This window comes from Lysinibacillus pakistanensis (assembly GCF_030123245.1).
GTDB classification, from domain to species: domain Bacteria; phylum Bacillota; class Bacilli; order Bacillales_A; family Planococcaceae; genus Lysinibacillus; species Lysinibacillus pakistanensis.
The window spans coordinates 1,389,790-1,415,379 of record NZ_CP126101.1; the positions used below are offsets into that span (position 1 = coordinate 1,389,790).

General features: G+C 38.0%; 27 protein-coding genes. 15 read left to right on the forward strand and 12 right to left on the reverse strand.

Annotated features, from left to right (window positions below; genetic code table 11):
- Positions 1–446: 446 nt before the first annotated feature.
- From QNH24_RS06490 to QNH24_RS06500, 3 genes are read right to left on the reverse strand one after another with little or no spacing between them, the layout of a single operon-like run.
- On the reverse strand, positions 447–2,093 hold the full coding sequence (locus tag QNH24_RS06490; protein ID WP_283871273.1) for a pilus assembly PilX N-terminal domain-containing protein: 1,647 nt from the start codon (positions 2,091–2,093) through the stop codon (positions 447–449).
- Positions 2,093–2,542 carry a PulJ/GspJ family protein gene (locus tag QNH24_RS06495; RefSeq protein WP_283871274.1) on the reverse strand — a complete coding sequence of 150 codons (450 nt, stop codon included), beginning with the start codon at positions 2,540–2,542 and terminating at the stop codon, positions 2,093–2,095. Before QNH24_RS06495 ends, QNH24_RS06490 begins: the two co-directional genes overlap by 1 nt.
- A gap of 2 nt (positions 2,543–2,544) precedes the next feature.
- Positions 2,545–3,009, reverse strand: a complete 465-nt coding sequence (locus QNH24_RS06500; RefSeq protein ID WP_283871275.1) for a prepilin-type N-terminal cleavage/methylation domain-containing protein — start codon at positions 3,007–3,009, stop codon at positions 2,545–2,547.
- 539 nt (positions 3,010–3,548) lie between these two features.
- On the opposite strand from QNH24_RS06500, the gene QNH24_RS06505 reads away from it, so the two are divergent.
- From QNH24_RS06505 to QNH24_RS06550, 10 genes are all read left to right on the forward strand, one after another.
- Positions 3,549–4,877: a VanW family protein gene (locus tag QNH24_RS06505; RefSeq protein ID WP_283871276.1), complete on the forward strand. Its 1,329-nt coding sequence runs from the start codon at positions 3,549–3,551 to the stop codon at positions 4,875–4,877.
- Between the two features lie 18 nt (positions 4,878–4,895).
- Entirely contained in the window at positions 4,896–6,566 is a 1,671-nt protein-coding gene (locus tag QNH24_RS06510; protein ID WP_283871277.1) for a GspE/PulE family protein, read from the forward strand.
- Between the two features lie 12 nt (positions 6,567–6,578).
- Positions 6,579–7,625 (forward strand): type IV pilus twitching motility protein PilT, encoded by a 1,047-nt coding sequence (locus QNH24_RS06515; protein WP_283871278.1) that lies wholly within the window; start codon positions 6,579–6,581, stop codon positions 7,623–7,625.
- Entirely contained in the window at positions 7,622–8,827 is a 1,206-nt protein-coding gene (locus QNH24_RS06520; RefSeq protein WP_283871279.1) for a type II secretion system F family protein, read from the forward strand. The genes QNH24_RS06515 and QNH24_RS06520 overlap by 4 nt, the downstream gene beginning before the upstream one ends.
- Before the next feature lie 141 nt (positions 8,828–8,968).
- Positions 8,969–9,445, forward strand: coding sequence for a prepilin-type N-terminal cleavage/methylation domain-containing protein (locus tag QNH24_RS06525; RefSeq protein WP_283871280.1), 477 nt, complete (start codon positions 8,969–8,971; stop codon positions 9,443–9,445).
- A gap of 103 nt (positions 9,446–9,548) precedes the next feature.
- On the forward strand, positions 9,549–10,526 hold the full coding sequence (pilM, locus tag QNH24_RS06530; protein WP_283871281.1) for a type IV pilus biogenesis protein PilM: 978 nt from the start codon (positions 9,549–9,551) through the stop codon (positions 10,524–10,526).
- Positions 10,523–11,116 carry a PilN domain-containing protein gene (locus QNH24_RS06535; RefSeq protein WP_283871282.1) on the forward strand — a complete coding sequence of 198 codons (594 nt, stop codon included), beginning with the start codon at positions 10,523–10,525 and terminating at the stop codon, positions 11,114–11,116. The genes pilM and QNH24_RS06535 overlap by 4 nt, the downstream gene beginning before the upstream one ends.
- Positions 11,113–11,802, forward strand: coding sequence for a hypothetical protein (locus QNH24_RS06540; RefSeq protein ID WP_283871283.1), 690 nt, complete (start codon positions 11,113–11,115; stop codon positions 11,800–11,802). The genes QNH24_RS06535 and QNH24_RS06540 overlap by 4 nt, the downstream gene beginning before the upstream one ends.
- 57 nt (positions 11,803–11,859) lie before the next feature.
- A complete protein-coding gene (locus QNH24_RS06545) occupies positions 11,860–12,612 on the forward strand; it encodes a prepilin peptidase (protein ID WP_283871284.1) in 753 nt (250 codons plus the stop codon).
- A gap of 30 nt (positions 12,613–12,642) precedes the next feature.
- Positions 12,643–13,365 (forward strand): gamma-glutamyl-gamma-aminobutyrate hydrolase family protein, encoded by a 723-nt coding sequence (locus tag QNH24_RS06550; protein ID WP_283871285.1) that lies wholly within the window; start codon positions 12,643–12,645, stop codon positions 13,363–13,365.
- 77 nt (positions 13,366–13,442) lie between these two features.
- Here QNH24_RS06550 and QNH24_RS06555 read toward each other — a convergent pair whose 3' ends face one another.
- Both QNH24_RS06555 and lexA read right to left on the reverse strand, forming a co-directional pair.
- The gene (locus QNH24_RS06555; protein ID WP_283871286.1) at positions 13,443–13,940 is read right to left on the reverse strand and encodes a DUF4303 domain-containing protein; all 498 of its coding nucleotides are present in this window, start codon (positions 13,938–13,940) and stop codon (positions 13,443–13,445) included.
- A gap of 118 nt (positions 13,941–14,058) precedes the next feature.
- On the reverse strand, positions 14,059–14,676 hold the full coding sequence (lexA, locus tag QNH24_RS06560; protein ID WP_283871287.1) for a transcriptional repressor LexA: 618 nt from the start codon (positions 14,674–14,676) through the stop codon (positions 14,059–14,061).
- 161 nt (positions 14,677–14,837) lie between these two features.
- Between lexA and yneA the strand changes: the two genes are divergently transcribed.
- Together yneA and QNH24_RS06570 are read left to right on the forward strand one after the other, a co-directional pair.
- A complete protein-coding gene (gene yneA, locus QNH24_RS06565) occupies positions 14,838–15,155 on the forward strand; it encodes a cell division suppressor protein YneA (RefSeq protein ID WP_283871288.1) in 318 nt (105 codons plus the stop codon).
- Entirely contained in the window at positions 15,152–15,817 is a 666-nt protein-coding gene (locus QNH24_RS06570) for a YneB family resolvase-like protein (protein ID WP_283871289.1), read from the forward strand. The genes yneA and QNH24_RS06570 overlap by 4 nt, the downstream gene beginning before the upstream one ends.
- 178 nt (positions 15,818–15,995) lie before the next feature.
- Here the strand turns inward: QNH24_RS06570 and QNH24_RS06575 are convergent, their stop codons facing one another.
- Positions 15,996–16,460 (reverse strand): hypothetical protein, encoded by a 465-nt coding sequence (locus tag QNH24_RS06575; RefSeq protein ID WP_283871290.1) that lies wholly within the window; start codon positions 16,458–16,460, stop codon positions 15,996–15,998.
- Positions 16,461–17,062: 602 nt separating this feature from the next.
- Positions 17,063–17,575: a GNAT family N-acetyltransferase gene (locus QNH24_RS06580; protein WP_283871291.1), complete on the reverse strand. Its 513-nt coding sequence runs from the start codon at positions 17,573–17,575 to the stop codon at positions 17,063–17,065.
- Between the two features lie 190 nt (positions 17,576–17,765).
- Here QNH24_RS06580 and QNH24_RS06585 point away from each other — a divergent pair, with 190 nt between their 5' ends.
- Together QNH24_RS06585 and tkt are read left to right on the forward strand one after the other, a co-directional pair.
- Positions 17,766–17,999 carry a DUF896 domain-containing protein gene (locus QNH24_RS06585; protein ID WP_283871292.1) on the forward strand — a complete coding sequence of 78 codons (234 nt, stop codon included), beginning with the start codon at positions 17,766–17,768 and terminating at the stop codon, positions 17,997–17,999.
- A gap of 126 nt (positions 18,000–18,125) precedes the next feature.
- Positions 18,126–20,120 (forward strand): transketolase, encoded by a 1,995-nt coding sequence (gene tkt / locus QNH24_RS06590; RefSeq protein WP_283871293.1) that lies wholly within the window; start codon positions 18,126–18,128, stop codon positions 20,118–20,120.
- A 30-nt stretch (positions 20,121–20,150) separates the two neighbouring features.
- Here the strand turns inward: tkt and QNH24_RS06595 are convergent, their stop codons facing one another.
- Positions 20,151–20,498, reverse strand: a complete 348-nt coding sequence (locus QNH24_RS06595; RefSeq protein ID WP_054772319.1) for a hypothetical protein — start codon at positions 20,496–20,498, stop codon at positions 20,151–20,153.
- A gap of 113 nt (positions 20,499–20,611) precedes the next feature.
- On the opposite strand from QNH24_RS06595, the gene QNH24_RS06600 reads away from it, so the two are divergent.
- Positions 20,612–21,265: an HAD family hydrolase gene (locus tag QNH24_RS06600; RefSeq protein ID WP_283871294.1), complete on the forward strand. Its 654-nt coding sequence runs from the start codon at positions 20,612–20,614 to the stop codon at positions 21,263–21,265.
- Positions 21,266–22,029: 764 nt separating this feature from the next.
- Here the strand turns inward: QNH24_RS06600 and QNH24_RS06605 are convergent.
- The 4 genes from QNH24_RS06605 to QNH24_RS06620 form a co-directional block, all read right to left on the reverse strand.
- Complete coding sequence (locus tag QNH24_RS06605) at positions 22,030–22,662, reverse strand: response regulator transcription factor (RefSeq protein WP_054772235.1); 633 nt, start codon at positions 22,660–22,662, stop codon at positions 22,030–22,032.
- Positions 22,637–23,674, reverse strand: coding sequence for a sensor histidine kinase (locus QNH24_RS06610; RefSeq protein ID WP_283871295.1), 1,038 nt, complete (start codon positions 23,672–23,674; stop codon positions 22,637–22,639). The genes QNH24_RS06605 and QNH24_RS06610 overlap by 26 nt, the downstream gene beginning before the upstream one ends.
- Entirely contained in the window at positions 23,671–24,354 is a 684-nt protein-coding gene (gene liaF / locus QNH24_RS06615) for a cell wall-active antibiotics response protein LiaF (RefSeq protein WP_283871296.1), read from the reverse strand. Before liaF ends, QNH24_RS06610 begins: the two co-directional genes overlap by 4 nt.
- A gap of 63 nt (positions 24,355–24,417) precedes the next feature.
- Complete coding sequence (locus QNH24_RS06620) at positions 24,418–25,503, reverse strand: alpha/beta fold hydrolase (protein WP_283871297.1); 1,086 nt, start codon at positions 25,501–25,503, stop codon at positions 24,418–24,420.
- Between the last annotated feature and the right edge of the window lie 87 nt (positions 25,504–25,590).

The following is a 25,590-nucleotide window of genomic DNA, read 5'->3' on the forward strand; positions in this document are numbered from 1 at the left end:
AGTAGCCATCAAATACAAAATGCCAAAGTGTTGTTTAACAGCGCTTTGGCATTTTAAAATTATAAATGATGATTTTGATAAAGGAGTTTTCTTTTACCAATAAAATCTAATAAAAAAGAAGGGTTCCATGTAAAATGTAAGTTATCACACCGACATGAGGAAGAATCCTAGGCTTGCAAATAACCCGATTTTCAAACTCCTTCAAAACTTTATTTAACTGGAAGAAGTAGATGCGATGGAATTCTAGCTGAGGTTCAGGTTTAAAGTTAAAGTCCATAAATGTGATGAAAGCTATAGAAATGATGCTCAATGTAAAGCTACTGCAAAAAATGATATACCTCCTGTTGATGATGTTAATAGTAAATTTGATAAAACAGCCAAGAGAGAGTTGAATTTCTCATTGGCTGTTTTCAGTTGTTTAGGAAATTATTAAGTTTAAAGTATAATTAGTTTTCTATAATAGAACCTTCTTCAAAAGGTAATCTTTCACCATCAGGATCAAGTAAACCATCTGATGGTCCTACACCTGATGGTAGAGGAGGTAAATTAGAGCCTTTATAAATTCTACCATTACCGGTAAAATTTATAGAGTCAGCTACAACGGAACCTCTAATAGAAGCACTCCCATCAATAATTAACTCAGCATTTGGTGCAATAACATATTGACCTGTAGTAGGTGTACTTCCAGAAAAAGTGATTTTGCTTCCTCCTGAAATAATATTACCATACACTTTAGAGCCACTACCCAATGACATATTAGCACTTTGGCTAAATAATGTTGCATAAAATGGTGTAGAACCATTTAAAGTGAATTGTGATGAGCCTACGTAATAGAAATTGACTTTTGAAGGGTCTGCTGTATTTGCGTTAAACCCAGTAGTAGAGTTAAGTGCAGTGAATTTTTTTACATATAAATTCAACTTTCCATTCCCTGTAACATTTATTGTTCCATAATTCATATCAAAATCATCTACTAATAAATTTACTTCACTGTCTATGTTAATAGTAATTGTTCGATTGGAAGTAATTCTAATTCTTGATAGATGTGTATCTGATGTTAAATTGAATGTTACATTATTTTTCAAATAGCCTTTCGGGTCTTCAGTTGAAAGTACGCCATTAGTAACTAAATCCACTCCATTAGATAGCGTATATTCTGATAGTAATGGAATTGCTGATAATTGATTTGTTTTATCCGTTGTCCTTTCCCAAAAATCATTAGGCAAAAAACTCTTTGGGTCAATTGCAAGTGGTGGTAATATTGTTTTAGGGTAATGCCACTCATTCTTTTGTTGTTGATTTTGAGGGGTAATTGACTGTTTTGAACTATCCATATTAATTTTTCCGCCAGTTGAACCATCTTCAGTAAGAATTTTTCCAGAGTAGTTGTTAAAAATTACATTCCCATATCTTAAAGATGTGTCCCCATGAATTTCACCACTACTATTAAATACAATATTTCCAGATGTTAGAACGGTATGATTTTCCCAATCTCCAGATACAAGAGGTGGAGTACCACTTTCGCTGCCATCTTCCTCATCATCACCTAAATCATTATAAAGGGAAGGTCTAAGTTTAATTTCTTGATCAACTACACGTTCCTTAGCAGAATCAATGGTCCCAGTTGAAATAATTTTGACTTTAAAGTCTGCACTTGTCGGTTGTAGCTCAATAGATGCTACCTTACCTGTAGAGATAGTAAAAGATGTGTCAGAAAAGTATCCCTTATCAATTGCTTTATCAAATTCTTCTTTTAGAACAACCTCAACATAATGCTTCCTCGCCATTTGCTTTGTTAACTTTGGTAAGTTATTAGCTTTACGGTAAATATTTTGATCAATAATCCATTTCGTAATCTCTTGGATTGCGTCATCTTCTATTTTTCTTAATTTTAATTTTACTTCTTCTTTAGCTAAATTAATTCCCGCCTCAGCAATATAAAACACCGCCTGGTCTTTTCGCTCATAGTCTACTTGTTTTAGACTGTTAGAAGAGACACTTATTAAAGATATACCAAGGATTGAGATGAACACAACTAAAAATAACGCAAGTGCAAGCGCTGAACCTCGTTGATTTTTAATTTGTTTACTCATTATTTTCCTCTCCTTTGAGTAATATCTGTTGTAGCTCTTTGACCATCTTCACTGATAATTTCAATAGCGCCTCCGCTGATTGTAAATTTGGAAATTTTATAGGCAAGGATTTCGTCACTACCGTTTGAATTTCGAATAATTTGATTATTTTCTAACCTATAAGTTGATACAATTTCATCCCCTAACAATAATGTGTGTAATTCTGTCGGAGGGTCTGTTGTATCATCAGAATCTGTTGTAAGGTTATCACTCTTCCGAAAATCCTTCGTGATTACTTTTAATGCAAAGGATAAATCCTTAATATCGCGATTATGTGCACTCTGCTCGATTTGTTGCTTTGTAGCAGATGTTACAATACTAATACTCAGCATTGATACGATGGCAAGAATAACAACGACTGCAAGCACTTCAAATAATGTAAGACCTTTGCTATTTCGTAGCCATTTCATATTTATTTTGCCCTCCCTAGTATATACACATTTTCCATTGTAGCTTTGCTATTTGTACTGTTTTCAACAACTTCCAGATGCACATAAACCGCATTTTTATAAGTGTTATCTGCAGGAAATGTTTCTAATGTTAAATAGTAAGTAAAACGATCCTCTTCATGTGGTAAATATTTATACACTTGGTTAGTTGGTAGAGAAGTCAAGGTCGAACTGGGATTCTCTTCATCCAATGTATAGCCACCTGCTAAATCTTCATAAGAAACTGCCCCACCAGACGCATTGTAAATCTCCTCCATCTTTACTTGTGCTGCATAAGTAGCATCCAAAATATCATTTGACTTGTGCGTTGTTTTATTTGACTGAATGAGCAAGCCAAAAAATGAAATTAACACAATTCCAATTATTAAAAGGGCGGCGACAACTTCAATCAAAGACATGCCTTGATTATTTTTAAGATATTTTATCAAATCAATTCCCTCCCTATTTAACTATTGATATATCAATAGTTTGCTCCATTTTGAGTGTTAGAAAAATATTTATTTACAACTATATATTAATTTATTTAACAATCTCTTTGAACGCTCCGCAGAAGGATAACCTATTTTCTGTAAACTCTAGACTCATAATTTGGTGTTTGTTTAACATAGATTTCTTTGAGCATAAGGTATGTAAAACTTCCTAAATGTCATAATTATTTTTTAATATTGAATTTATTCAAGCTGCCATAAATTGAACATTTCTACCTACACCGGTACGTAAATAGAGGTGATGACTTAAAAATTATTAATTAAAGGTATTATAACGAAATTCTGGAACTATATCTAATGGAATTTATTCTATTTTTAATTCTATAGAACTATTTTTTGAATATTTTTTGAATTTTTTCAGGAGTTTTAAAAATTAAATCGGAAAAAAGTTGCATTTTTAGGGGTGTCAAACTACTATAGTTGTAGTATCATTTTGTATATAAATAGAAATTCCATTAGTGAATGGAAGGATGAGATGGATGAAAACATACATAAAAATAATTAGCGTCATTTTAGCGATTGTTCTAATTGTAGGATTTTTTGTTCCATCACTTGTGCTAAATGGCACAGTCTTTGCGAAAGAAAGTCCTAAAGATTCAACAATTGGTGGTATTGCTGTTGAAGGGCTGAATAAAGAAGAAATCCTCCAAATTCTTCGTGATGCTGTGGAGAAATGGCAGGAAACACCTCTTATTATTAGTGGTGGTGGTACGGAGCAAGAACTGGATGCACATGATGTACAGTTTGATATAGAGCAGGTAGTGTCACAATTTGAGGAGCTGTCAAAAAAGCCATGGTTTGCCTTTTGGGAAAGTAAAAGAACTGTTCAGCTCCCGATCCCTGTAATAGCTGGTGTCAATACAAAGAAAGCTGTGAAAAATAAATCGCAATGGAAAACAGAGGAAACGATTGCGAGGATTCTGAATCAGGCTGGGAATTTAGGCAGCCATCAGATTAATGCAGAATTAGTCGATGTTAGCTCATTAGAGAATGAACGAATTGCTTTTCAAATTAGTGATATTCCGAAGAATGTTGACAATTTAGAGGGATTACTCGATACGCTGAATAATCAATTAATCGCACCGAACCAAAAGATGTCATTGCTACAATTGCTTGGAGAGCAGGCGAATACGGTGCATGCAGAAACCCTTAATTTTATAGCTTCGATGGTCTATAGCACGATACTACAAACAGATTATGTCATTGTAGAACGTCATGCTCAAGCCGTTCCACCTTCTTACCTACAGCAAGGATTGGAAGCGGAGGTGAATGTGGTGCTTGCCAAGGATTTGCAATTTGTGAATACCTCAGCTCAGCTTAGTAAGCTAAAAGCTACGATTGAAGGAAATCAGTTGAAAATTGAAATATGGTCTGCGGAAAAAGACAAGGAAGTGACCGTTCGTGTGACGAAGGATAAGATTGTCAGACCGAGGATTATAGCTCGCTATTCAGATGAACTCGCTGCTGGTCAGGAAAAAATTGAGCAGGAGGGGCAGGAGGGCGTTCGTATAGAAATTTATCGCTCCATCCGTGTCAATGACGGCTCTACGGAGGAACAGCTTGTTAGTCGAGACTATTATGCTCCTGTCAACCGTATTGTTGTACGATCATCTCGTAAGCTTGAAGCCTCAGAAAGTGTCGTAACAGATCAGCAAAAGACAGCAACAGATTCTGATTTACAGATGGATTTAGATGGTAATGGTTTACCTGATGCAAATACATCTGCAACAGAGCAGAAGCAGGATGGACCAGAGATTATCTATGGCTACTATGATAAGGGCGGAAATTTTGTACAAACGAGTCCTTAAAAGAGAGGTGTACTTTTCATGGCAGCAAAAGCTGGACGGAAACGACTGGGTGATTTACTCGTAGAATCAGGTGTTATTACACCACAGCAATTAGAGTATGCATTAACTGAAAAGTCAAAAGAAGAAAAGCTTGGGGACTTTTTAATTAAAAAGAATTACTTAACAGAACAACAGCTTATTGAAGTCCTCGAGTTTCAGCTTGGGATTCCTCATATTAATTTAAACCAATATACGATTAGCCCTGATCTACTTCAGTTGATACCTGCTGAATTAGCAAAACGCGCGAACATTATGCCTGTGCGCAAGGAAAGAAATAAGCTCTTTATTGCCATGGCAGACCCGATGGATTACTTTGCTATTGAGGAAGTGCGTATGGCTACAGGCTGTCAAATTGAAACAAGTATTGCGGCGAAGGACGATTTGTATCGAACAATTACCAAATATTATGACCTACAGGAATCAATGGATGCAGCCCTGTCCGATATGGCAACATCCACCATCGATATGCAAACAGATATTGAGCGTGAGGATTCACCAATTGTTCGTCTTGTTAATCAAATTATTGCAAATGGTGTAGCACAACGAGCTAGTGATATTCACTTTGACCCTCAGGAAACCGAGCTACGTGTACGATATCGTGTTGATGGTGTCCTCAGAACAGAGCGTTCATTGCCGAAAAATATGCAAAGTGTTGTCTTAGCCCGAATAAAAATTATGGGAAATCTTAATATTACAGAAAATCGAATTCCTCAAGATGGACGTATTAAATCAACGATTAATTTCCGACCGATTGATATTCGACTCTCCACCCTACCAACCGTTTATGGAGAAAAGGTCGTAATGCGTATTTTAGATTTAGCAAACGCTGTAAATGGTATTGAGCAGCTTGACTTTTCTAATCAAAATGAAGCTTTATTTCGCTCCATGATTGCACATCCCAATGGTATTGTCCTCATAACAGGACCAACTGGATCGGGGAAATCCTCAACACTGTATGCAGCATTAAATGAATTAAACGACGATGGTGTCAATATTATTACCGTTGAAGATCCTGTTGAGTATCAATTGTCAGGTGTCAATCAGATTCAGGTAAAGGAAGAGGTTGGGCTCACATTTGCAACAGGGCTGCGTTCTATTTTGCGTCAAGACCCAGATATTGTCATGATTGGGGAAATTAGAGATTTAGAAACAGCGCAAATTGCGACGCGAGCTTCATTAACAGGGCATTTAGTGTTAAGTACCCTGCATACAAATAGTGCGGTCGATTCTATATCACGTTTGCAGGATATGGGCATTGAACCATTTTTATTATCGTCTTCATTAGTCGGTATTATGGCACAGCGTCTTGTTAGACGAAATTGTAGAGATTGCTCTGAAATTTATACATTTACTGAATATGAGTTAGCTATTTTCAAAGATAATGGCATTCCCGATGTGACGCAGGGACGTAAGGGACGTGGCTGTGCGGCATGTAATTTTACTGGTTATCGAGGGAGGATGGCTATTCATGAAATCCTACCAGTTGATCGTCATGTGAAGGAATTAATTATCCATGAGGTAGGCGATCAGAAAATCAGAGAATATATGAAGCAGCAACACTTTAAAACATTGCTAATGGATGGTTTACAAAAGGTTGCAGCAGGACAGACAACAATATCTGAAATCTTACGTGTTGCAAGTAAAGAGTAGGAGGTGAGCCCAATGACAACATATTCAATTATTGAGTTATTACATCGTTCCTTTGAAGTGAAGGCATCTGATTTACATTTAACAAAAGGGGTGCCACCTGTTTATCGAATTCACGGTCAGCTTGAGCACTATGGCACGGAGCCATTAGAAAGTGCCGATTTATTAGAGATGGTGAAAACGATTTTACCCGTTCATAAGCAGCAGGAATTCGAGGAGAAGGGGGAGACCGATTTTAACTATTCTCTACCTAGTAAATGTCGTTTTCGTGTCAATGCTTATCATCAGCGCAATGAGGTGTCAGTGGCGGCTCGTTTAATCGAGGCAAAAATACCCTCCATTGAAACGCTAAATATGCCACAGGTGCTCTATCAGCTTGCCGAAAAGCCACAGGGATTACTTTTAGTAACTGGTCCAACTGGCTCTGGAAAATCCACAACTTTAGCTGCCATGATAGACTACATCAATGAAACGAGAGCGAAGCATATTATTACACTGGAGGACCCGATCGAATACTTACACGCTCATAAAAAATCCATTATTAATCAGCGTGAGGTCGGTGTCGATACAAAAAGCTTTGCCAATGGCTTACGGGCTTCGCTACGTCAGGACCCTGACATTATTTTAGTTGGTGAGATGCGTGATTATGAAACAATCTCTACAGCAATCACTGCCGCAGAGACGGGTCACTTAGTGATGGCGACACTACATACTAGTAGTGCACCAACGACAATTGATCGTATTATCGATGTTTTTCCACCTCATCAGCAGGCACAAATACGTGTACAGCTAGCCAATGTGCTACAGGGTATTATTTCACAAAGATTATTTGTTCGCAAGGATGTAAAGGGACGTATTGCAGCAACAGAAATTCTTGTGCAGGCACCGTCTATTTCGAATTTAATTCGCAATGAAAAGGTACATCAAATTCCGAGTGTAATGCAAACAAGTAAGGCACTAGGGATGCATACGCTTCAATCATCGATCCAGCAGTTAATTACAACAGGGAAAATCTCACTTGAGGATGCTAGACCGTATATGAATGCGGGGGAATATAGTTGACCGTATTTCGCTATAATGGGCGCACAAAAGCAGGCGTACAGAAAAAGGGCGTTATTGAAGCATTAAATAAACAGGCTGCGATTGATAAGCTACGAAAGCAAGGCATTAATGCGCGTGAGGTACAGGAATCGACTAGTATTTTACATAAGGAGCTTTCAATTGCAAGAAAGGTAAAGCATCAGGACTTTGTTGTCTATTGCCGCCAGTATGCCACATTAATACGTGCTGGTATTTCGGTTGTAGAGGCTACTCAAATTTTAGCCGCACAAACCAAAAATAAAACGTTAAAAAAGGCCTTGCTGGAGGTAGAGGAGGATATTCGGAGCGGTACAGCCTTTTCAGATGCCGCAGCCAAGCATCCAAAGGTATTTCCCATTTTATTTGTTAATATGATGCGTGCCGGTGAGGCTACAGGAAGCATTGACGATACATTGGATCGACTAGCCAATACGTTAGAAAAGCAGTATAGCATTAAAAGGAAAATAACATCGGCGCTTACATACCCTGCGATTTTATCTATTTTAACAATTGGTGTTGGATTGTTTTTAATGGTCTTTATTGTACCAACTTTTATGGCTACCTTTAAGGATATGGATTTGGAGATGCCATTGCTGACAGTAATTGTTGTTGGGATCAGTGATTGGCTTATCGCAAACTGGTATTTTGTGATTCTATCCTTGGTTATTATCGTTGTTGTCTTTAACCTTTTATATAAAAAAAATAAAGACTTTCATTATTCAATCAATATGACGATTTTGCGTATGCCAATATTTGGTCCATTAATGCAAAAAAGCGTTATTGCTCGCATGACGCGAACATTAGCTACGCTGTTTAGCAGCTCTGTGCCAATCCTAAATGCCTTAACCATCGTTGAAAAGGTAGCAGGAAATCCTGTTATTGCCAAGGTAGTTGTAGAGGCACGTGATAATTTAGAAAAGGGTGGAACCTTATCCGAGCCGCTTGAAAAAAGCTGGCTGTTCCCACCACTTGTCTCACAAATGGCTGCTATCGGTGAACGAACAGGCTCACTTGATTATATGCTAGAAAAGGTAGCGGACTTTTATGAGGAGGAAGTGGATCGGTCAGTCGATACTTTAAAATCACTTGTTGAGCCATTAATGATTTTAGTGCTTGCTGTGGTAGTAGGCATTATTATTGCTGCGATTTTTCTACCAATGTTCCAGTTATATGAGAATATGTAAACGCAAAATTATTAATTCTATTTGCTAAATTGTGGCCTTAACTAGAAAATTTTATTAAGTGTAGTAATTGAAATGCTTATCTAGGTAGGAAGTACGTGTCGACACACTTCATATAGAAAAAATTTTAAGGAGGAATTGAGTATGTTCAAAAAATTATTGAACAAAAAGCTTTTGAAAAATCAGAAGGGTTTAACGATTGTTGAGTTGCTAGCTGTTATCGTGATTTTAGCGATTATTGCAGCCATTGCTATCCCTGCAATTGGCAATATTATCGAAAACTCTCGTTATAATGCAGTAAAGGCGGATGCGATTAATGTTTTAAATGCAGCACAATTATATTATACGGATAATCCAAATGGAGAGTCTGATGTATCAGGGACAGATACAAAAGTCACAGTAGCACAAATGGTAACAGCAAAATACTTAGAGTCTGCTGGTAAAATTCCTCCGGAAGCTTCTGTATCTATTGATAATCCAAAAAAATTAAATACATCAGATATTAATTTTAGTGGAAGTAAAAGTGTATCATTTAAAAATGCAACAATTAAAATCATAAATGATGATAGTCAAAAAGGTAGTAAAATTGACTCAACACATACAGTGCAACCTGGAAAATAGTCCTCCCAACTCACCCAGAAATGCGCACTACCTGCATTTCTGGGTGGGAAATGGATGACTAATTAATTCACCTATGAAGTAGCTTGAAAGGGGGTCTTTGCACATGTTCAAGAGAAAGAAAAAATCGTATGTGTCCCTCGAATTGAAGGATTATGTTCTTCGTGCCATTGTGGCGGAAGGGCCTGATCCTTCACGTTGGCGGCATTATGAGCTGCCATTAGCACATGGGATTGTTGAAAATGGCATTATCCATGATGAGGTCGCTTTATTTGAATCGATGAATCAAGAGGTCACGAAATGGGTTGGCAAAAAACAATTGGCTCGAATGTTTGTGCCCGATATGTCTGTTCTTTTGAAAAGCTTTGATGTCCCTCATGACTTGAAGCCAGAGGAGCTTAGAGGCTATGCGGAAATGGAGATTGGGCACTCGATTCATCTCCCATTTCAGGAGCCCCTTATTGATGTTTATGATGCTGATCCACTGGATGGTAAGGCACAATTATATGCCGCGCCCTCAGAGGAAGTGAATAAAATTGTGGCAATGCTCCTCGATATTGCACTGGAGCCAGAGGCAGCGGATATCCGTGCTCTTTGTAATATTCGTTTATTGCACCATTTGCAGCTATTGGAGATGGATAAAACCTATTTAATTGCAGAATGGTCTATTAATGAACTATCTATTAGCATATTTTCACAGGGTAATGTGGAATTTTTACGCTATCAATCAATTGATACCAATATGGAGCAATGGGAAAGCAAGGCACAGGGCGAATATAGCTATAACTTTCAATTTAATGGAGAGCTTGAGGATTACCGGTTGATTGTTATGGATCAGGTGCTGGAAATTGATCGTATGATGAACTTCTTTCGCTTTTCTTTACATAAGGGTGAAAAATCTGTTGATGAGATTATTATTTTAGGGGACAACCCTTTATTACCTACCATTAGTGAGTTTCTACGTGCCAATTTAGGTGTTCCATTAACCGAGTTAAATGATCAGATGCTGCAGAAGAAGTTTCCACAGTTTTCAAGAGCGTTTTCCTCCTTGCTTGGACTAGCCTTGAAGGAGGTTCACGGATGATTCCAGAAATTAACCTCTTACCGAAATTAGAGAAGCGGAAAACCTCGCCATTGTTGATTTATATGATTCTAGCAATTATTCTTATTATTTTAGCGTTTATGACCTATCTATTTTTTGATGCTAGGACAGCATTAAAGGATTTATCAGCAGAAGAGAGACGATTAGTGGAAAGACAGGAGCAGCTACGAAATGATATTGCCACAAAGCAAAGTCAAAATACAGGCTCATTAAAGCAATCTGTTCAATATGTACAAAGTGTTGCTTATCCCGTAACGCCCTTAATTGATGAAACAAATGCATTGCTACCAAGTCCAAGCTATTTACGTAGCTATTCATTTGGCACAAACCAAGTAACAATTGAGGCAGATTTTGAAACAATGACAGCTATTTCTAAATATGTCGAGCGTTTATTAGCTAGTCCTTATTTTACAGATGCCCAAATTGGCTCTATCACTAATTTTGACATTGAGCTAGGAGAGCAGGACAAGGACTTACCTGCTGAGGAAAAATTTAAGCAGATGCCTCGTTACTCTGTGTCTATTACAGCTACAATTGACTTTATGTATCTGGTAGGGGGACGAAGCACATGATGAGATTACTAAATAGTAAGAAATCAGGCATACTATTGCTTGTCCTGTTGATAGCCTCTTTATTGTTTGCCCTCTATTATTATGTTATTTTGCCAAAGAAAGATGAGGTACAAGCGAAGGAAGCTAATATTCAAAGTCTGCAAACTGAGATTAAAAGCTTAGAGCAATCCCTTGCCTCCTTTGATGAGCAGCTCGAGGTTCCCATGCAGGAAACTTTAGAGATGCAAAAAAAAGTGCCTAGTGTAAGAGCGGTTGAGCAGGTATTGAGGGATATGGTGGAAATTGAAGAGGTGACAGGTACGCGCATGGAGTCGCTGATCTTTAATAATTATGATGAGCCTGTGGCAGATGCCAACGTGGGTCAAACGAATACAGTTGCTGAGGCAGAAGCAAAGGTTAATGAGGAAAATCAAGAGAATTCGGAAACTCCGCCTATTTCTACAATTGCTCAGGAAAACATTCCACCAGAGCTAAAGCTAGTAACCTTTACCTTTGATATTGGGGCCTTAACATTTGACTCAATGGTTACTTTTTTAAAGGAAGTGGAAATGCTTGAGCGAGTGATGAAAATTGATACGATTAAAATGTCTCTTCCTGGTGAGAAAGAAAAGCTGGACAAAGAGGCGGATACTATCATTAAGGCTACTGTACAGATTACGACGTTCTATTACGAGGGACAAGAATAAAGATAGGCGCGCATACTTTATATGTATGGGCGCCTCTTAGTTTAGGAGGACATAAAAATGGAAATGGCTTATACCGTGACAGTATTTATTTTTGGGCTTGTTTTTGGTTCTTTTTTTAATGTGGTGGGCTTACGTGTACCTATCAAGGAGTCCATTGTGCGACCACCCTCACATTGCACAAATTGTCAAAGGCAGCTAACAGCCCTTGATTTAGTACCTGTATTGTCCTATGTATGGCTAGGAGGAAAATGCCGTAGCTGTGGACAGATAATTTCTTGGATTTATCCTTTAATGGAGCTGATTACAGGGGTTTTATTTGCATTTGCCTATTGGAAACTAAGCTTTACCATAGAATTTTTTGTAGCTATATTGCTAATATCATTACTCGTCATTATCGTAGTATCAGATTTTGCCTATATGCTTATTCCTGATAAAGTCCTGCTCTTTTTCCTACCATTGCTCTTCATAGGACGTGTACTTTCACCGTTAACCCCATGGTGGGATAGTGCGCTGGGTGCAATTGTTGGCTTTGGCATATTATATAGTATAGCTGTCCTGTCAAAAGGTGGTATGGGTGGGGGAGATATTAAATTATTCTTTTTACTAGGGCTTGTATTGGGCACATTAAATACACTCTTAACGTTGTTTATAGCCGCTGTTATAGGAATGGTTGTTGGCATTATAGTGTTAAAGGCAAGACAGCAGGACAGAAAGACACCCATTCCATTTGGCCCATCCATTGCTATTGCGGCTATAGTTGTCTATTTTTATGGAGATGCCCTGATGAATTGGTATCTTGGGTTATGGTAGGGGATAACTTGAAATTATGGAGGGGATAAAGTGAAGCCAGTAATTGGCATAACGGCCTTTTTGGAGGATGATTTGTCAGCAAGATTAAATGCTGCCTACAGCAATAGTATTATCGAAGCTGGGGGCATTCCGCTCATTATTCCACCTGGTATAGAGGAGGATGTTGCACAAACTTTGTCTTTAACGGACGGATTATTGCTATCGGGAGGCTGTGATGTCCATCCATTTCTCTTTGATGCAGAGCCTACACCCAAATTAGGGAAGGTACACCCTGAAAGAGATTCTGTAGAGCTTGCTTTAATTGAGGCAGCATTTATTCGTAATATGCCGATTTTTGGTATATGTCGTGGCATTCAAATATTAAATGTTGCCCTTGGAGGCAATGTCTATCAGGATATGGAGAGCGAATATCATAGTAAAAAATTATTAAAGCATATGCAGCAGGCAGCTCGGGGTGTTGCTACCCACTATGTTACGGTTACACCTGATTCATTACTAAACAGAATCACCGAGAAAGAGAAAATAGCTGTAAATTCCTTTCATCATCAGGCTGTCAACGTATTAGCTGAGAAATTAAAGGTTGCTGCCAAATCCAGTGATGGAATTGTAGAAGCTGTCGTACATGAAGATCACCCGTTTTGTCTGGCGGTACAGTGGCACCCAGAAGAGCAGGCGATGGCAGGAGATGAAGTGTCAAAGAAAATATTTACTGCTTTTATAAAGGCAAGCCTAACATTCAAATTAGAGGCATAGAATCCATTGTGAAGTGGATTCTTTTTTTGATAAAGGAAGATGGTGAAAAATTTTGTTCGACATCTTCTTAGAGGTATTTAATACTGCCAATTACGGATAAATGCAGGGAGTAGGGGGTGATTTGGATTACAGCGCTTTGCTGACGTTAGCTCCAATATTTCATCCTCGTCATCATCAGTCACCGAAATAAAAACAAAAATGCTTTCGTTAATAATGCCCTCCTGTTTCAATTCATACATCGTATCACTCATTGCTTGATGAAGCATCTCTTTATGTTTAACAAATTCCTCGTCTTCGATATGCAATATTGTATCTAATAATTCACGACTAATCTTTTCGAGCATATCCGTCTCATCATAATGTAAATATTCATCCTTTAAAAAGCGATAGTTTTCGGGGTCGTCCTCATAGTTCTGACCAATTTCAATTAGTGATTTTTCTGTTCCGATTGTTAAATAAAGGCTACCACAATCACCATCTGTCACTAAAACAGCCGCATAAATTTGTTCATCGTTTAAGGAGCTATACATTGTCGTATAAGCCTCTTGTACAGCTTGCTTAATTTTTTGTTTCAAATAGATGCACTCCCTATGTAGATCGTATTTTGTTCTATGTCTCAAATTAAGAAAAAGAGGTATATGCTCATCGGGGAACATATCAGCCTCTTAAAATCATCCAAAAATTTTATATTTTTTAGTGCACACGACGATAAAGGCCTACAACTTGTCCTAAAATTGAAACTTGATCGACAATAATTGGCTCCATTGTGGAGTTTTCAGGCTGTAAACGGAAATGATTTTTTTCCTTAAAGAAACGCTTAACCGTTGCTTCATCCTCTTCTGTCATTGCCACGACAATATCCCCATTATCAGCCGTTGATTTTTGCTTTACGATAACTAAATCTCCATCAAGTATACCAGCTTCAATCATGGATTCACCCATAATCTCTAGCATAAATAATTGATCCTCACTTGTCCCATAAGTATCTGGCAGCGGGAAATACTCTTCGATATTTTCAATAGCTGTAATTGGAGAACCTGCTGTTACCTTACCCACAAGAGGGACATGAATAACACTTTGCTTTTGGATCGAATCTTCTGGCTCCAATATTTCAATGGCACGTGGCTTTGTTGGGTCACGGCGGATAAAGCCCTTTTGTTCTAAACGAGCTAAATGTCCATGAACTGTTGAGCTTGAAGCAAGTCCAACTGCTTCGCCAATTTCACGTACAGATGGTGGATACCCCTTTGCGCGTACTTCTTCTTTAATAAAGGCTAAAATGTCTTCTTGTCTTTTCGAAACTTTTTTCATGATTGCTCACCTCTTTTTTCTTTTATTTCTACTTATTAGATAGTATAGCAGAATGCGAACACTTATGCAAACATAGGTTCGAAAAGTGTTTGACAAAAACATTTGTTCGCACTATTATAAGAACATACATTCCGAACAAACATTCTAGAAAAGAGGTTATAATGATGAATTGGTTAAAGAAAAATCCGCATATCTCCATTTTATTAGGGGCTTGCTTACTGTTTACAGGATACCTTTACATAACAGATCCTGGTGAGGTGACTTACAAGGAAATACAGGTCGAGCATGGCGATAGCCTATGGTCGTTAGCAGAGCAATACCGTGGTAAAATGAGTAAGGAAGACTGGATTAAATTAGTAAAGACAGAAAATGAATTACCAGATGTTCAAATTATTGCAGGTAAATCATTAGTCATTCCAGTGGTGGGAAACCAAGCCAATCCCATAAACTCTATTGAAATTGCGAGAAATGAACCATGATAAATAAACAACAATCGGCTGTAATCTATTGCCGTGTGAGTACAGAAAAAGAGACACAAAGTTCCTCGCTCGAGCGTCAGCAGGAAGAATTAACGCGCTATGCCAAGGAGCAGGGCTACAATATAAAGGGCATTTTTTTAGATCAGCATAGTGGCTATGATGTGGAGCGAGATGGCTTACTCGAAATGCTTGATTTCATTAAAGAAGAGAAAATTCATGCATTATTTGTGCAGGATGAAACTCGCTTAGGACGTGGGAATGCCAGAATGGCTGTGCTGCATTTATTGCAAAAAACAGAAACAGATGTTTTCTCCATGCGGGATGCAGGACCTGTACAATTAAATGAAATGGATACGATGCTGCTAGAAATATTAGCGATCGTAGAGGAATATCAGCGTAGAATCCATAATGCTAAAATACGGCGTGGTATGCGTCGAGCTGTGGAAAAGGGTTATAGACCTGAAAATAATTTATCGAATCGTGGAAATCCGAATGGGCAGGAGCGAAAGGAAGTCCCGATAGAGGAAATTATTAAGCTTCGAAACAAAGGCTTTACATTCGAGGAAATTGCCATGACGCTTCGAGGCTTAGGCTTTGATGTCAGCAAGGCAACAGTACATCGAAGGTATCGGGAGCATCAGGAAAAGGTAATAGGTGAATAGTGGAAGGTCAGTGGGAGTTTTGTCATCCCACTGATGAAAGAGAAGAGCATGATTAATACAAGCTCTCAATTATCACATTATCGGGTGGTTTAAATGGATTTTCTTGAAATGCTTTGTATAGTTAATTATACAGACATTGATTGGAACCGCATAATGACACAAAAAAGCACCCATTCAACTAAATAGGTGCTTTTTTCATAAATGTTAAATTGGTATCATGTGATTTTATAGATGTTTCTTTACTTTCTAAAAAGTGGTGTACTCTACTTCCAAACTCGACATAGGAATTATTTACTTGTGAAACATTTTGGTTTTGAAATGTTTGGTTGCTGTTACCAGTTATAAATATTGGCACAATACATAATGTACAACTCCCATCATCTTCAATCATAGAGCCACATAGCGAGCAATACTTGTCTTCAAGCTCACCTGTTTGATTAACTTTGTCCTCCAAAAGCTGTAATTCCAATGAAGACTTCAAATCGTTAGGATTAGTTATTGCTAATGATTTTTTTTCCAAAAAATCATTAAATACTGTTGCAAATAAAGAGGTCTTTATTGGAACAGTAACTACATCATTATTCATTTTACTATTTGTAAAAATATTAAATGTATTGAAATTATTAATGTTTATAAAATCCACCTCATATTCCGCACCAATGAAGAAAATTTCATGTATTTTTATTCCATGGTATCATTTTTGGTAAAAAACTTGTTTTTCTGAAAACATCAATCCAATAACTTACATTCTCATCTACTCGTAATGAGAGTCTGTTAAGGACATATATAATCCTAGCTTCTTTTGTTTTTTAAGGAATTGTACAAAACCTTAGTTATATAATAATACATTGCGTTAGACAAATAAATGGTAAATTAGTTATTTATTTGTTAATTAATCATATGATTTCACTTTTATACATTTTTATAGGTAAATTTTTGCCCTCATATTGTTCAGTGAATAGCTCTAATAATTGACGATAATATTCTATAGAAGAAGATATGAATATCTCGAGAAATGAAACAATGAACGAATTAAACAAAAACTGGCTGGCATGAGTCCAGTAAAATACCGAACGTATGCCAGCCAATTAACTGCATAATAAAAACTCTAACTTTAAGGGGTCCCAAAAGACTTCTAGGCATTTAGTATATTAAATTTGTGTACAACTCCACTATTATCTTTATTGGCAAATTGTTAGAAGTCACTATAATATTCACTTTGCTTGATTGTAACAGCAATATTTGCTATACCCACTCCTCACCTAAAACAGCATAATAGTATTCATCCCACCATTCATCACCATTCGGGATACATTTTTTAAAATATCCTTCACGTCTCATGCCGATTTTCTCCATTACTCGATAGGAGGCAATATTCTCTGGCTGGCACGTTGCGATGATTCGATGAAGATTCATTTCCTTGAACCCGTAGTGTAGTACAGCTTTTGCTGCCTCAGAAGCATAGCCTTTGTTGTAGTATTTCGGATTAAAGACCCAGCCAATTTCATATGTATGGTCGCCAAAATATTGATGAAAAACAATATGACCAATGATCAAATTCTCTTCTATTAAAGTAACTGGAAAGTATTTTGCCTGCTCGCCACTATTGTCTGATACAAATTTCTTAGCCATGTCCTCGTTAAAAACACCTTCAGGAATATACTTCATCACATGGCTATCGGATGTATAGTCATAAACTGCCTGCCAATCGTCCTCCTTAAAATTTCGAATAAGTAATCTATTTGTTTCTATTTTCATGTATTTTCCTCCATGCAAGTAAATTTTTAAAGTCTCTACTATAGTTATACACATCTATTTCCTGAAAGTCATGTAATCTGTGGTATTTTTTACTAAAGTGAAAGGGTTGGTATAACTGCATTTTAAGGGAATACATGCTATACTTTGCATACCAAATACATTAAGATATGTACTGGAAAGGTGTGTAACTATGTTATCAAAGGAAAAAATTAAGCGAATCAATGAACTTTCTGCCAAAGCAAAGAATGGAAAATTATCGGAGGCAGAAGCGAAGGAGCAAACAGCACTTCGTAAAGAGTATTTAGATACATTTAGAGCAACTATGCGTGATACCATTGAAAATGTAAAAGTGGTAGATATAGAAGGAAATGATGTAACACCTGAAAAGGTAAAACAAGCGAAAAAAAATAAATTTCTAAATTAATGTGACACATTTCTTTAAAGTATGTTACAAATGCTAAATAGTATAACAAAAGCATTGTTTTCTTTGACAATGTTGACTAAACTGTAGAAGAACAATATATAGGACGAGAAAGGATGTCACAACAAAATGACTCAACATGCGGATCAACTAGCGATTAATGCTATCCGAACATTGTCAATCGATGCAATTGAAAAAGCAAATTCAGGTCACCCAGGTTTACCGATGGGGGCGGCGCCAATGGCTTATACGCTTTGGACAAAACAACTTCACCATAATCCAGCTAATCCGAAATGGTTTAATCGTGATCGTTTTGTACTTTCTGCAGGTCATGGCTCGATGCTACTGTACAGTTTACTTCATCTAGGTGGCTATGGCTTACCAATGGAGGAAATTCAAAACTTCCGTCAATGGGATTCATTAACTCCAGGACATCCTGAATATGGTCATACAGTTGGGGTAGAGGCTACAACAGGTCCTCTAGGTCAAGGTATTGCTATGACAGTAGGTATGGCAATGGCTGAGCGTCATTTAGCAGCTACTTACAATAAACCAGGTCATGACATTGTTGATCACTATACATTCGCACTTTGTGGTGATGGTGACTTAATGGAAGGTGTAGCAGCAGAAGCTATTTCTTTAGCAGGTCACTTAAAACTTGAAAAATTAATCGTACTTTACGATTCTAATGATATTTCTCTTGATGGTGATTTAGAAAAATCATTCTCAGAAAATGTTCAAAAACGTTTCGAATCATATGGCTGGAACTATTTAAAAGTAGCAGATGGCACAGATGTTGAAGCAATTAACATAGCTATCGAGGAAGCTAAAAAATCAACTGGCAAACCAACACTGATTGAAGTGAAAACGGTGATTGGTTTCGGTTCTCCAAATAAATCAGGTAAAGCAGATTCGCATGGTGCTCCACTTGGTACAGATGAAGTTGTATTAACGAAAGCAGCCTATGAATGGGCACATGAACCATTCCAAATTCCTGCTGAAGTATACGATACATTTAATGCTGCCGCTGAAGTGCAAGGCGCACAGTCTGAAGAAGCTTGGAATGCTAAATTTGCAGCCTATAAACAAGAATTCCCAGAGCTAGCTGCTCAATTTGAAAAAGCAATGAATGGCGAATTACCAGAGGACTTTGCTTCTGAGTTACCAGTTTATGAAGCAGGTAAATCTGTAGCAACACGTTCTTCTTCAGGTGATGCGATTAATGCCATTGCGAAGAAAACACCATCATTCTTTGGTGGTTCTGCTGACCTTGCAGGCTCCAATAAAACAACGATGAAGGGTGCAGGCGATTTCTCTGCAGATGATTATGCTGGCCGTAACATCTGGTTTGGTGTACGTGAATTTGCAATGGGTGCCGCTATGAACGGTATGGCTCTTCACGGTGGTTTAAATGTATTTGGTGGTACGTTCTTCGTATTCTCTGATTACGTTCGTCCAGCAGTTCGTCTTTCTGCATTAATGGGTCTTCCTGTAACGTATGTATTTACTCATGACTCGATTGCAGTAGGGGAAGATGGGCCAACACATGAACCAATCGAACACCTTGCTTCATTACGTGCAATGCCAAATCTATCTGTTATTCGCCCTGCAGATGCAAATGAATCAGCAGTTGCTTGGGAGCTTGCCGTAGCATCAGAAAAAACACCAACTGTTTTAGTGCTATCTCGTCAAAACTTGCCTGTACTGAATGCATCTATTGATACGGTACGTGAAGGAGTTGCGAAGGGTGCTTATACAGTATCTCCAGCTTCAAAAGACGTGGCAGATGCAATTTTAATTGCAACTGGCTCTGAGGTTTCACTTGCTGTGGAAGCACAAAAAGCATTAAAAGCAGAAGGTATGGATGTAGCAGTTGTATCAATGCCATCTATGGATCGCTTTGAAAAGCAAGATGCAGCTTACAAAGAATCTGTTCTACCAAAAGCTGTGACAAAACGTCTTGCCATTGAAATGGGTGCGTCATTCGGCTGGCATAAATATACTGGCTTTGAAGGTGACGTTCTTGCTATCGACAAGTTCGGCGCATCAGCACCAGGTGAATTAGTGATGGAGAAGTATGGATTTACAGTAGAGAATGTTGTAGAGAAGGTAAAAGCTCTCTAATATCTTGAGGTACCGCAATACTCAGTAGGGTTAAAAACCCTCTGAGTGCTGCGGTATTTTTTCATCTTTGGAAGATTTTATGAGGGAAATCCAAATAGCTGCGCCATGAATACATAGAGTGGCAATAAATATGAAGAAGCTCTTTGCACTCCCTCCGATATTGAGCTCATCGGCTATAATACCACTAAACCAAAGCAGTTGACCTGAAATGAGGATAGAAAGTCCTGCAAACAGAAGACAAAACCAGGTTGGTACATTTTTAATAAAGACAATCAATAGCAATATAATAGCGAACAGCAATATGACCTCAAAAATAGGATCGAGTAGAGAAAACGAATGATTTGTAACAAATTGTTTATAAGTAAAATGTGTTTCCATACAATTCCTCCTTATACTAAGTAATAACGATAATAGAATGAGAAGGTTCAATTTTCCTTAAAATTTATATTACCATTATTTCCTTATCTGTGTACAAGAAGTGGGGTAGAGATATGAAGAACTATAGAGTAATATTATTTGATTTAGACGGCACCTTGTCTGATCCTAAAATCGGTATAACAAAATCGGTTCAATATGCTTTAGAAAAGATGGAGATTATGGAGGAGGATTTGGATAGGCTTGAGGCATTTATCGGTCCACCGTTGCAAGTATCTCTTGCTGAACAATATGAGATGGATGAGGCACAAATCCATCAAGCAATTGCCTATTATCGTGAACGATTTTCGAAAAAAGGCATGTATGAAAATAAACTCTATCCACAAATAACCTCCTTATTAGCAAATTTAAAGGAACAAGGCTATCAATTAGCAGTGGCTACGTCTAAGCCAACCATTTTTGCGGAACAAATTTTAAGCTATTTTAACCTTGAGCAGTTCTTTGACCTTGTGGTGGGAAGTCATTTAGATGGCACACGATCTGCAAAAGGTGAGATCATCGCGTTTGTTCTAGAAAGCTTTAGCGAGGTTCCCCGTCAGCATTTTATTATGATAGGAGATCGAAAATACGATATTGCTGGCGCACAAGAAAATCAAATTGATGCTATTGGAGTAACATACAGCTTCGGATCATTGGAAGAACTACAGCATGCCCAAGCAACGTATATTGTGAGTAGTGTCCAAGAGCTTCAGGAGATTTTTAATAAATAAAAAACTGCATTTAAATGCAGTTTCATAGTGTTGAAAAACTAAATAGTCAAGGGACTCTATGTGAATATTTAGCCAAAATAAAGGTGATTTCCATTCCAGGCTACTCGCTTTCCAGTGGGCGAGCGACGAGCCGCTTCCTGCGCTGACGCTCCGTGCAGGGTCTCGTCTGTCTCGCTTCCCACGGGAGTCGAGTAGCCTTGCACTCCAATCTGCAATAGTGTAGAACTTTAAATATTTTCTTCCTTCAAAAGTAAAGTAAAAGCATATTACTCACCATCATTAAATGGATAGAATAGTAGTAAAATTCTATAGCTGTCAACCTACATTTTGTCCATAAAACTACTTTATAACTAAACATAGAGCCACTTATTACTGTCGCTCTGCTTTCGAATAGAAAAATGTAACAGCTTCTTTTTTGCGAAAAATAGTGATGGTTAAGACTTCAATTTATCACTATACATTTATGTGAAATGCCAATGAAAAAACTATGAGCAATGGTTGATTGGAGTGTAGAATGAGTGACTCCTTGGGGATCACAGCGTCACAGATGAGACCCTGGAGCGAGCAACGCGAGTGAAGCGGCTCATCGGACGCCCCCAGGAAAGCACTCAGTCGGAACGGAGATCAACCCCTCGTTTTGAAAAAGGGCTATACTTTTTGATTTGTCATCTTGATTTCCTTGACATAATAGTATTTCAACAACATGAAACTGCATTTAAATGCAGTTTCGTTTCTTTACAGTGAAAAGGGTTGATTGAACAGTGTTATTTTGCCAGCCCGTTTTGAAAGGCATAGACAACTGCCTGTGTGCGATCTTGGACATCAAGCTTTGCCAAAATATTGCTGACATGTGTTTTCACGGTTTTTAAGGCAATATATAAGTCATCCGCAATTTCTTGATTCGCCTTACCTTGAGCCATTAACAGCAGCACCTCCATCTCACGATCTGTTAATTGCTCATAAAGGGGTGTGCTGTTGCCATGACGCATACGGTGCATCATTTTAGATGTCACTTCAGGCTCTAACACCGTTTCGCCCCCCATTGTTTTACGAATAGCGTCTGCAATCTGCTTTGCATTGGATGTTTTTAAAATATAGCTGACTGCTCCTGCCTCTAGTGCAGGATAGACCTTGTCGTCATCTAAAAAGCTTGTGACCATCATTATTTTTGCCTCTGGCCATGCCGTTAAAATTTCAGCCGTTGCCTCTGCCCCTGTCATAATTGGCATAACGTTGTCCATTAAAATAATATCGGGGCGAAGGGCGAGGGCACGCTCGACCGCCACCTTGCCATTCTCAGCTTCACCAACAACCGTGATATCTGGCTGTGCTGACAAGTAGGCAGAGACACCGATTCGGACCATTTCGTGATCATCCACTATTAACACTTGAATCATTTACTTCGACCTCCTTCTGTAGTGGAATCTTTACCTCTACAATTGTACCTTCCCCAGGCACTGATACAATTTTATACATACAGCCAATCTCCACAGCTCGTTCGGCAATATTTTGCAAGCCATAGGAAGTAGATTTATCCGCTTCAACATCAAAGCCAAGACCATTGTCCTGAATGCGTAAAATGGCTAAATCATCTCGGGCAACAAGCATTAATTCGACCTCGCTCGCCTTTGCATGACGTAACGTATTGGATAATGCCTCCTGTGCAATACGGAATAAATGATCCTCTTCTGCTTTCGATAAAGACATTTCCTCCAGCTCATATTCAATATGAAAAAATACTTTTTGCTGAAGCTCGATAATGAGCTCCTCTAGACCTTGTGCAAGTGTTTTATTATGCAATGCAACAGGGCGTAAATGTAATAATAACGCTCGCATTTCTAGCTGTGCCTGTTGAACAATTTTTTCAACCTGCTTTAAGCTAGTGGCATTTTCATCGTTCTCCGTTAAAGCGGACAATAGCATGGAGGCTGCAAATAATTGCTGTGAAACAGAATCATGTAGTTCTCTGGCAAGGCGCTGACGTTCAGCAATAATGCGCTCTTGTATGATTTTATCATTGGCTTCTGCACGTTCATTCGATAATCGCTGCAAGCTTTTTCGTTGGGTATCGATTAATTCGCTTGTTTGCACGATCGCTTTTTTCAGCGGCTTTGGCAATGGCTGCTTTTTGGGTAAGACAAAATCTGGTTCAATTAATTGTTTGACAATGCGCGTTGCCTGCGCCTCTCTAGCACGAGCCGTCATACTAATCCAGCCCGCTATTAGTAGACTGATACCAAAGATGCTGAGAACAATAATTCCACCTAATGGCATATTGCCGTATTGTTGCTGCCAGAGAGGTTCCCAGGTTTTCTCCTTTGGTTCACCCCAAACAGCTACGAGGAGACCGAAAGCCGCACTTGTTATAATGAAAAATAGCGTAAAGATTCTTGAGATAAAGGCAATCATTTACGTAGCACCTCCAAGTCTCCAAGCCATGTTGCAACATGTATAACAAGTGTACGCTTTGCATCTTCAGGATTGCCATCTGAGAAGCATACACTTTCATTCAGTAGGCGTTGTGGCCCAATATTTAAGCAAGTTATATCGCCAAATAGTGTTGTGTAGTGTAAACGGAATGGAACTTCATAAGGTATATAAATTTGCACTTTACCAATGCCTTGACGAATCGTAATAAGACTTGTGCCTGCAGGTAAAATGGTTTGTGTTGTATCAATTGTAATATCACCAGCAAGTCTTTGAATTTGGACATCTTGCCATTTATAGGCATCTATAGGTGCAGGCAGCGTACCGAATATTTCATTTTTTGTAGCAGGAAGTTTATCAAATAGCTCTGAGCCGACCACCTTTGCTTCATTTTCTCTTTGTAAATATTGATAAAGCATGTAGAGCAGTATGATAACTATAAACAGGCGCAGGCTCCACATCGTAAAGAGGGCAATGGCAATAAAGAAAATTCCTGTCCATTTAAAGAAACGAATTTTTTTCGAGAAACTTAAATAAAGAAGTCCAGCTCCAATCAATAGACTAAAGGCGCCGCCATTATTAAAAATTGTAAGCTCTACAAAGACGAGTAAAAAGAAGCATAGTACCCAAAATGTAAGCTTATTGGTTGTGAAATTTTGCAAGAGGGTCACCCTTCTTTCTAGATATTGATGAGAGAAGCCGAACTTCCCTAAAAGATCAAAGTTTTATTTTTCAAGCATGTTTTTTATCGTGTCATTTATGATTGATGCATCGCGCTGATTTGGATAATGGGCAGAGTTCTCCAATGTGATAAATACCTTACCATTTGGTGCATCTAAAAACTCGTAATATTGTTTTGCCAATTCATAATTTGCTTGTTTATCATATTTACCATGAATAATGTAAACGGGAACATCTATACTTTTGACCGTGTCAAAAAAAGTTGTATGGATAATTTCTTCTTTTAATGTCTTGCTTTTAACAAGGCTAAACTGAGGCCCAGAGATAAATGCCTTATAAAGATCCTGTAAAGAGTAATCGGGTGAAGTAAAAGCCCCTTTTATTAAACCAAAAAGATTAACCTTTTCTATCGTCTCATCAAAATAATTCATTCCTTTATATCGATTAATTAGGTCACTAAATTGATCCTCATCCTCTGCTAGATAAGGCCCCTTTCCTAAATCCTCTAAAATGCGCAGTGTTTTCTCATCATCATTTGCTCGGGCCTCATTTTTTAACCAGCTATAACCGAGTTCCTGCCCTTTAATAATATCAGTTATTTGAGCTATACCTAAATAGGCGTGGAATTTCTCGGGATATTTAGCCACTAATTGAGTACCAATTATCGTACCAAAGGATTGACCAATGATAAAGATTTTTTCCTGCTGATAATGCTCTCTAATATAATCAACGATATGATTAGCGTCTTCTGTAAATTGAGATAGATTCATGGTAGTAACAGATAGTTCCTTATTATAGCTTTTACCTGAACCTCTTTGATCGTAATAGACGGCGACACAATTCTCAGTTATTTCTGGATACAATGTTCGAGCACTTACACCATAAGGAAACGGAGAACCTGGCCCGCCATGAAGGAATAAACAAAAGGGCTTCTCCTTATCTTGCCCTTCCACTAAGATAAACTGCTTATCTCCATTGACCGCTATTTCTTTGAGCTCACTAATACCGCCATTTTCGATAATTTCAGCACTTTTTTGATGAATACGCTGTTGGGCAATAAAACGATAACCGAATAATATAAGTGCAAATAATAGAAGTATAATAAAAGCAAAAAGACATATTTTAATCATATGACTAAACCACTTTCTGTTTTTTATCATGAAAATTCCTTTATTCAGTCATTAAGGGGTTATGAATCAACAACCTCTGACTGGAGT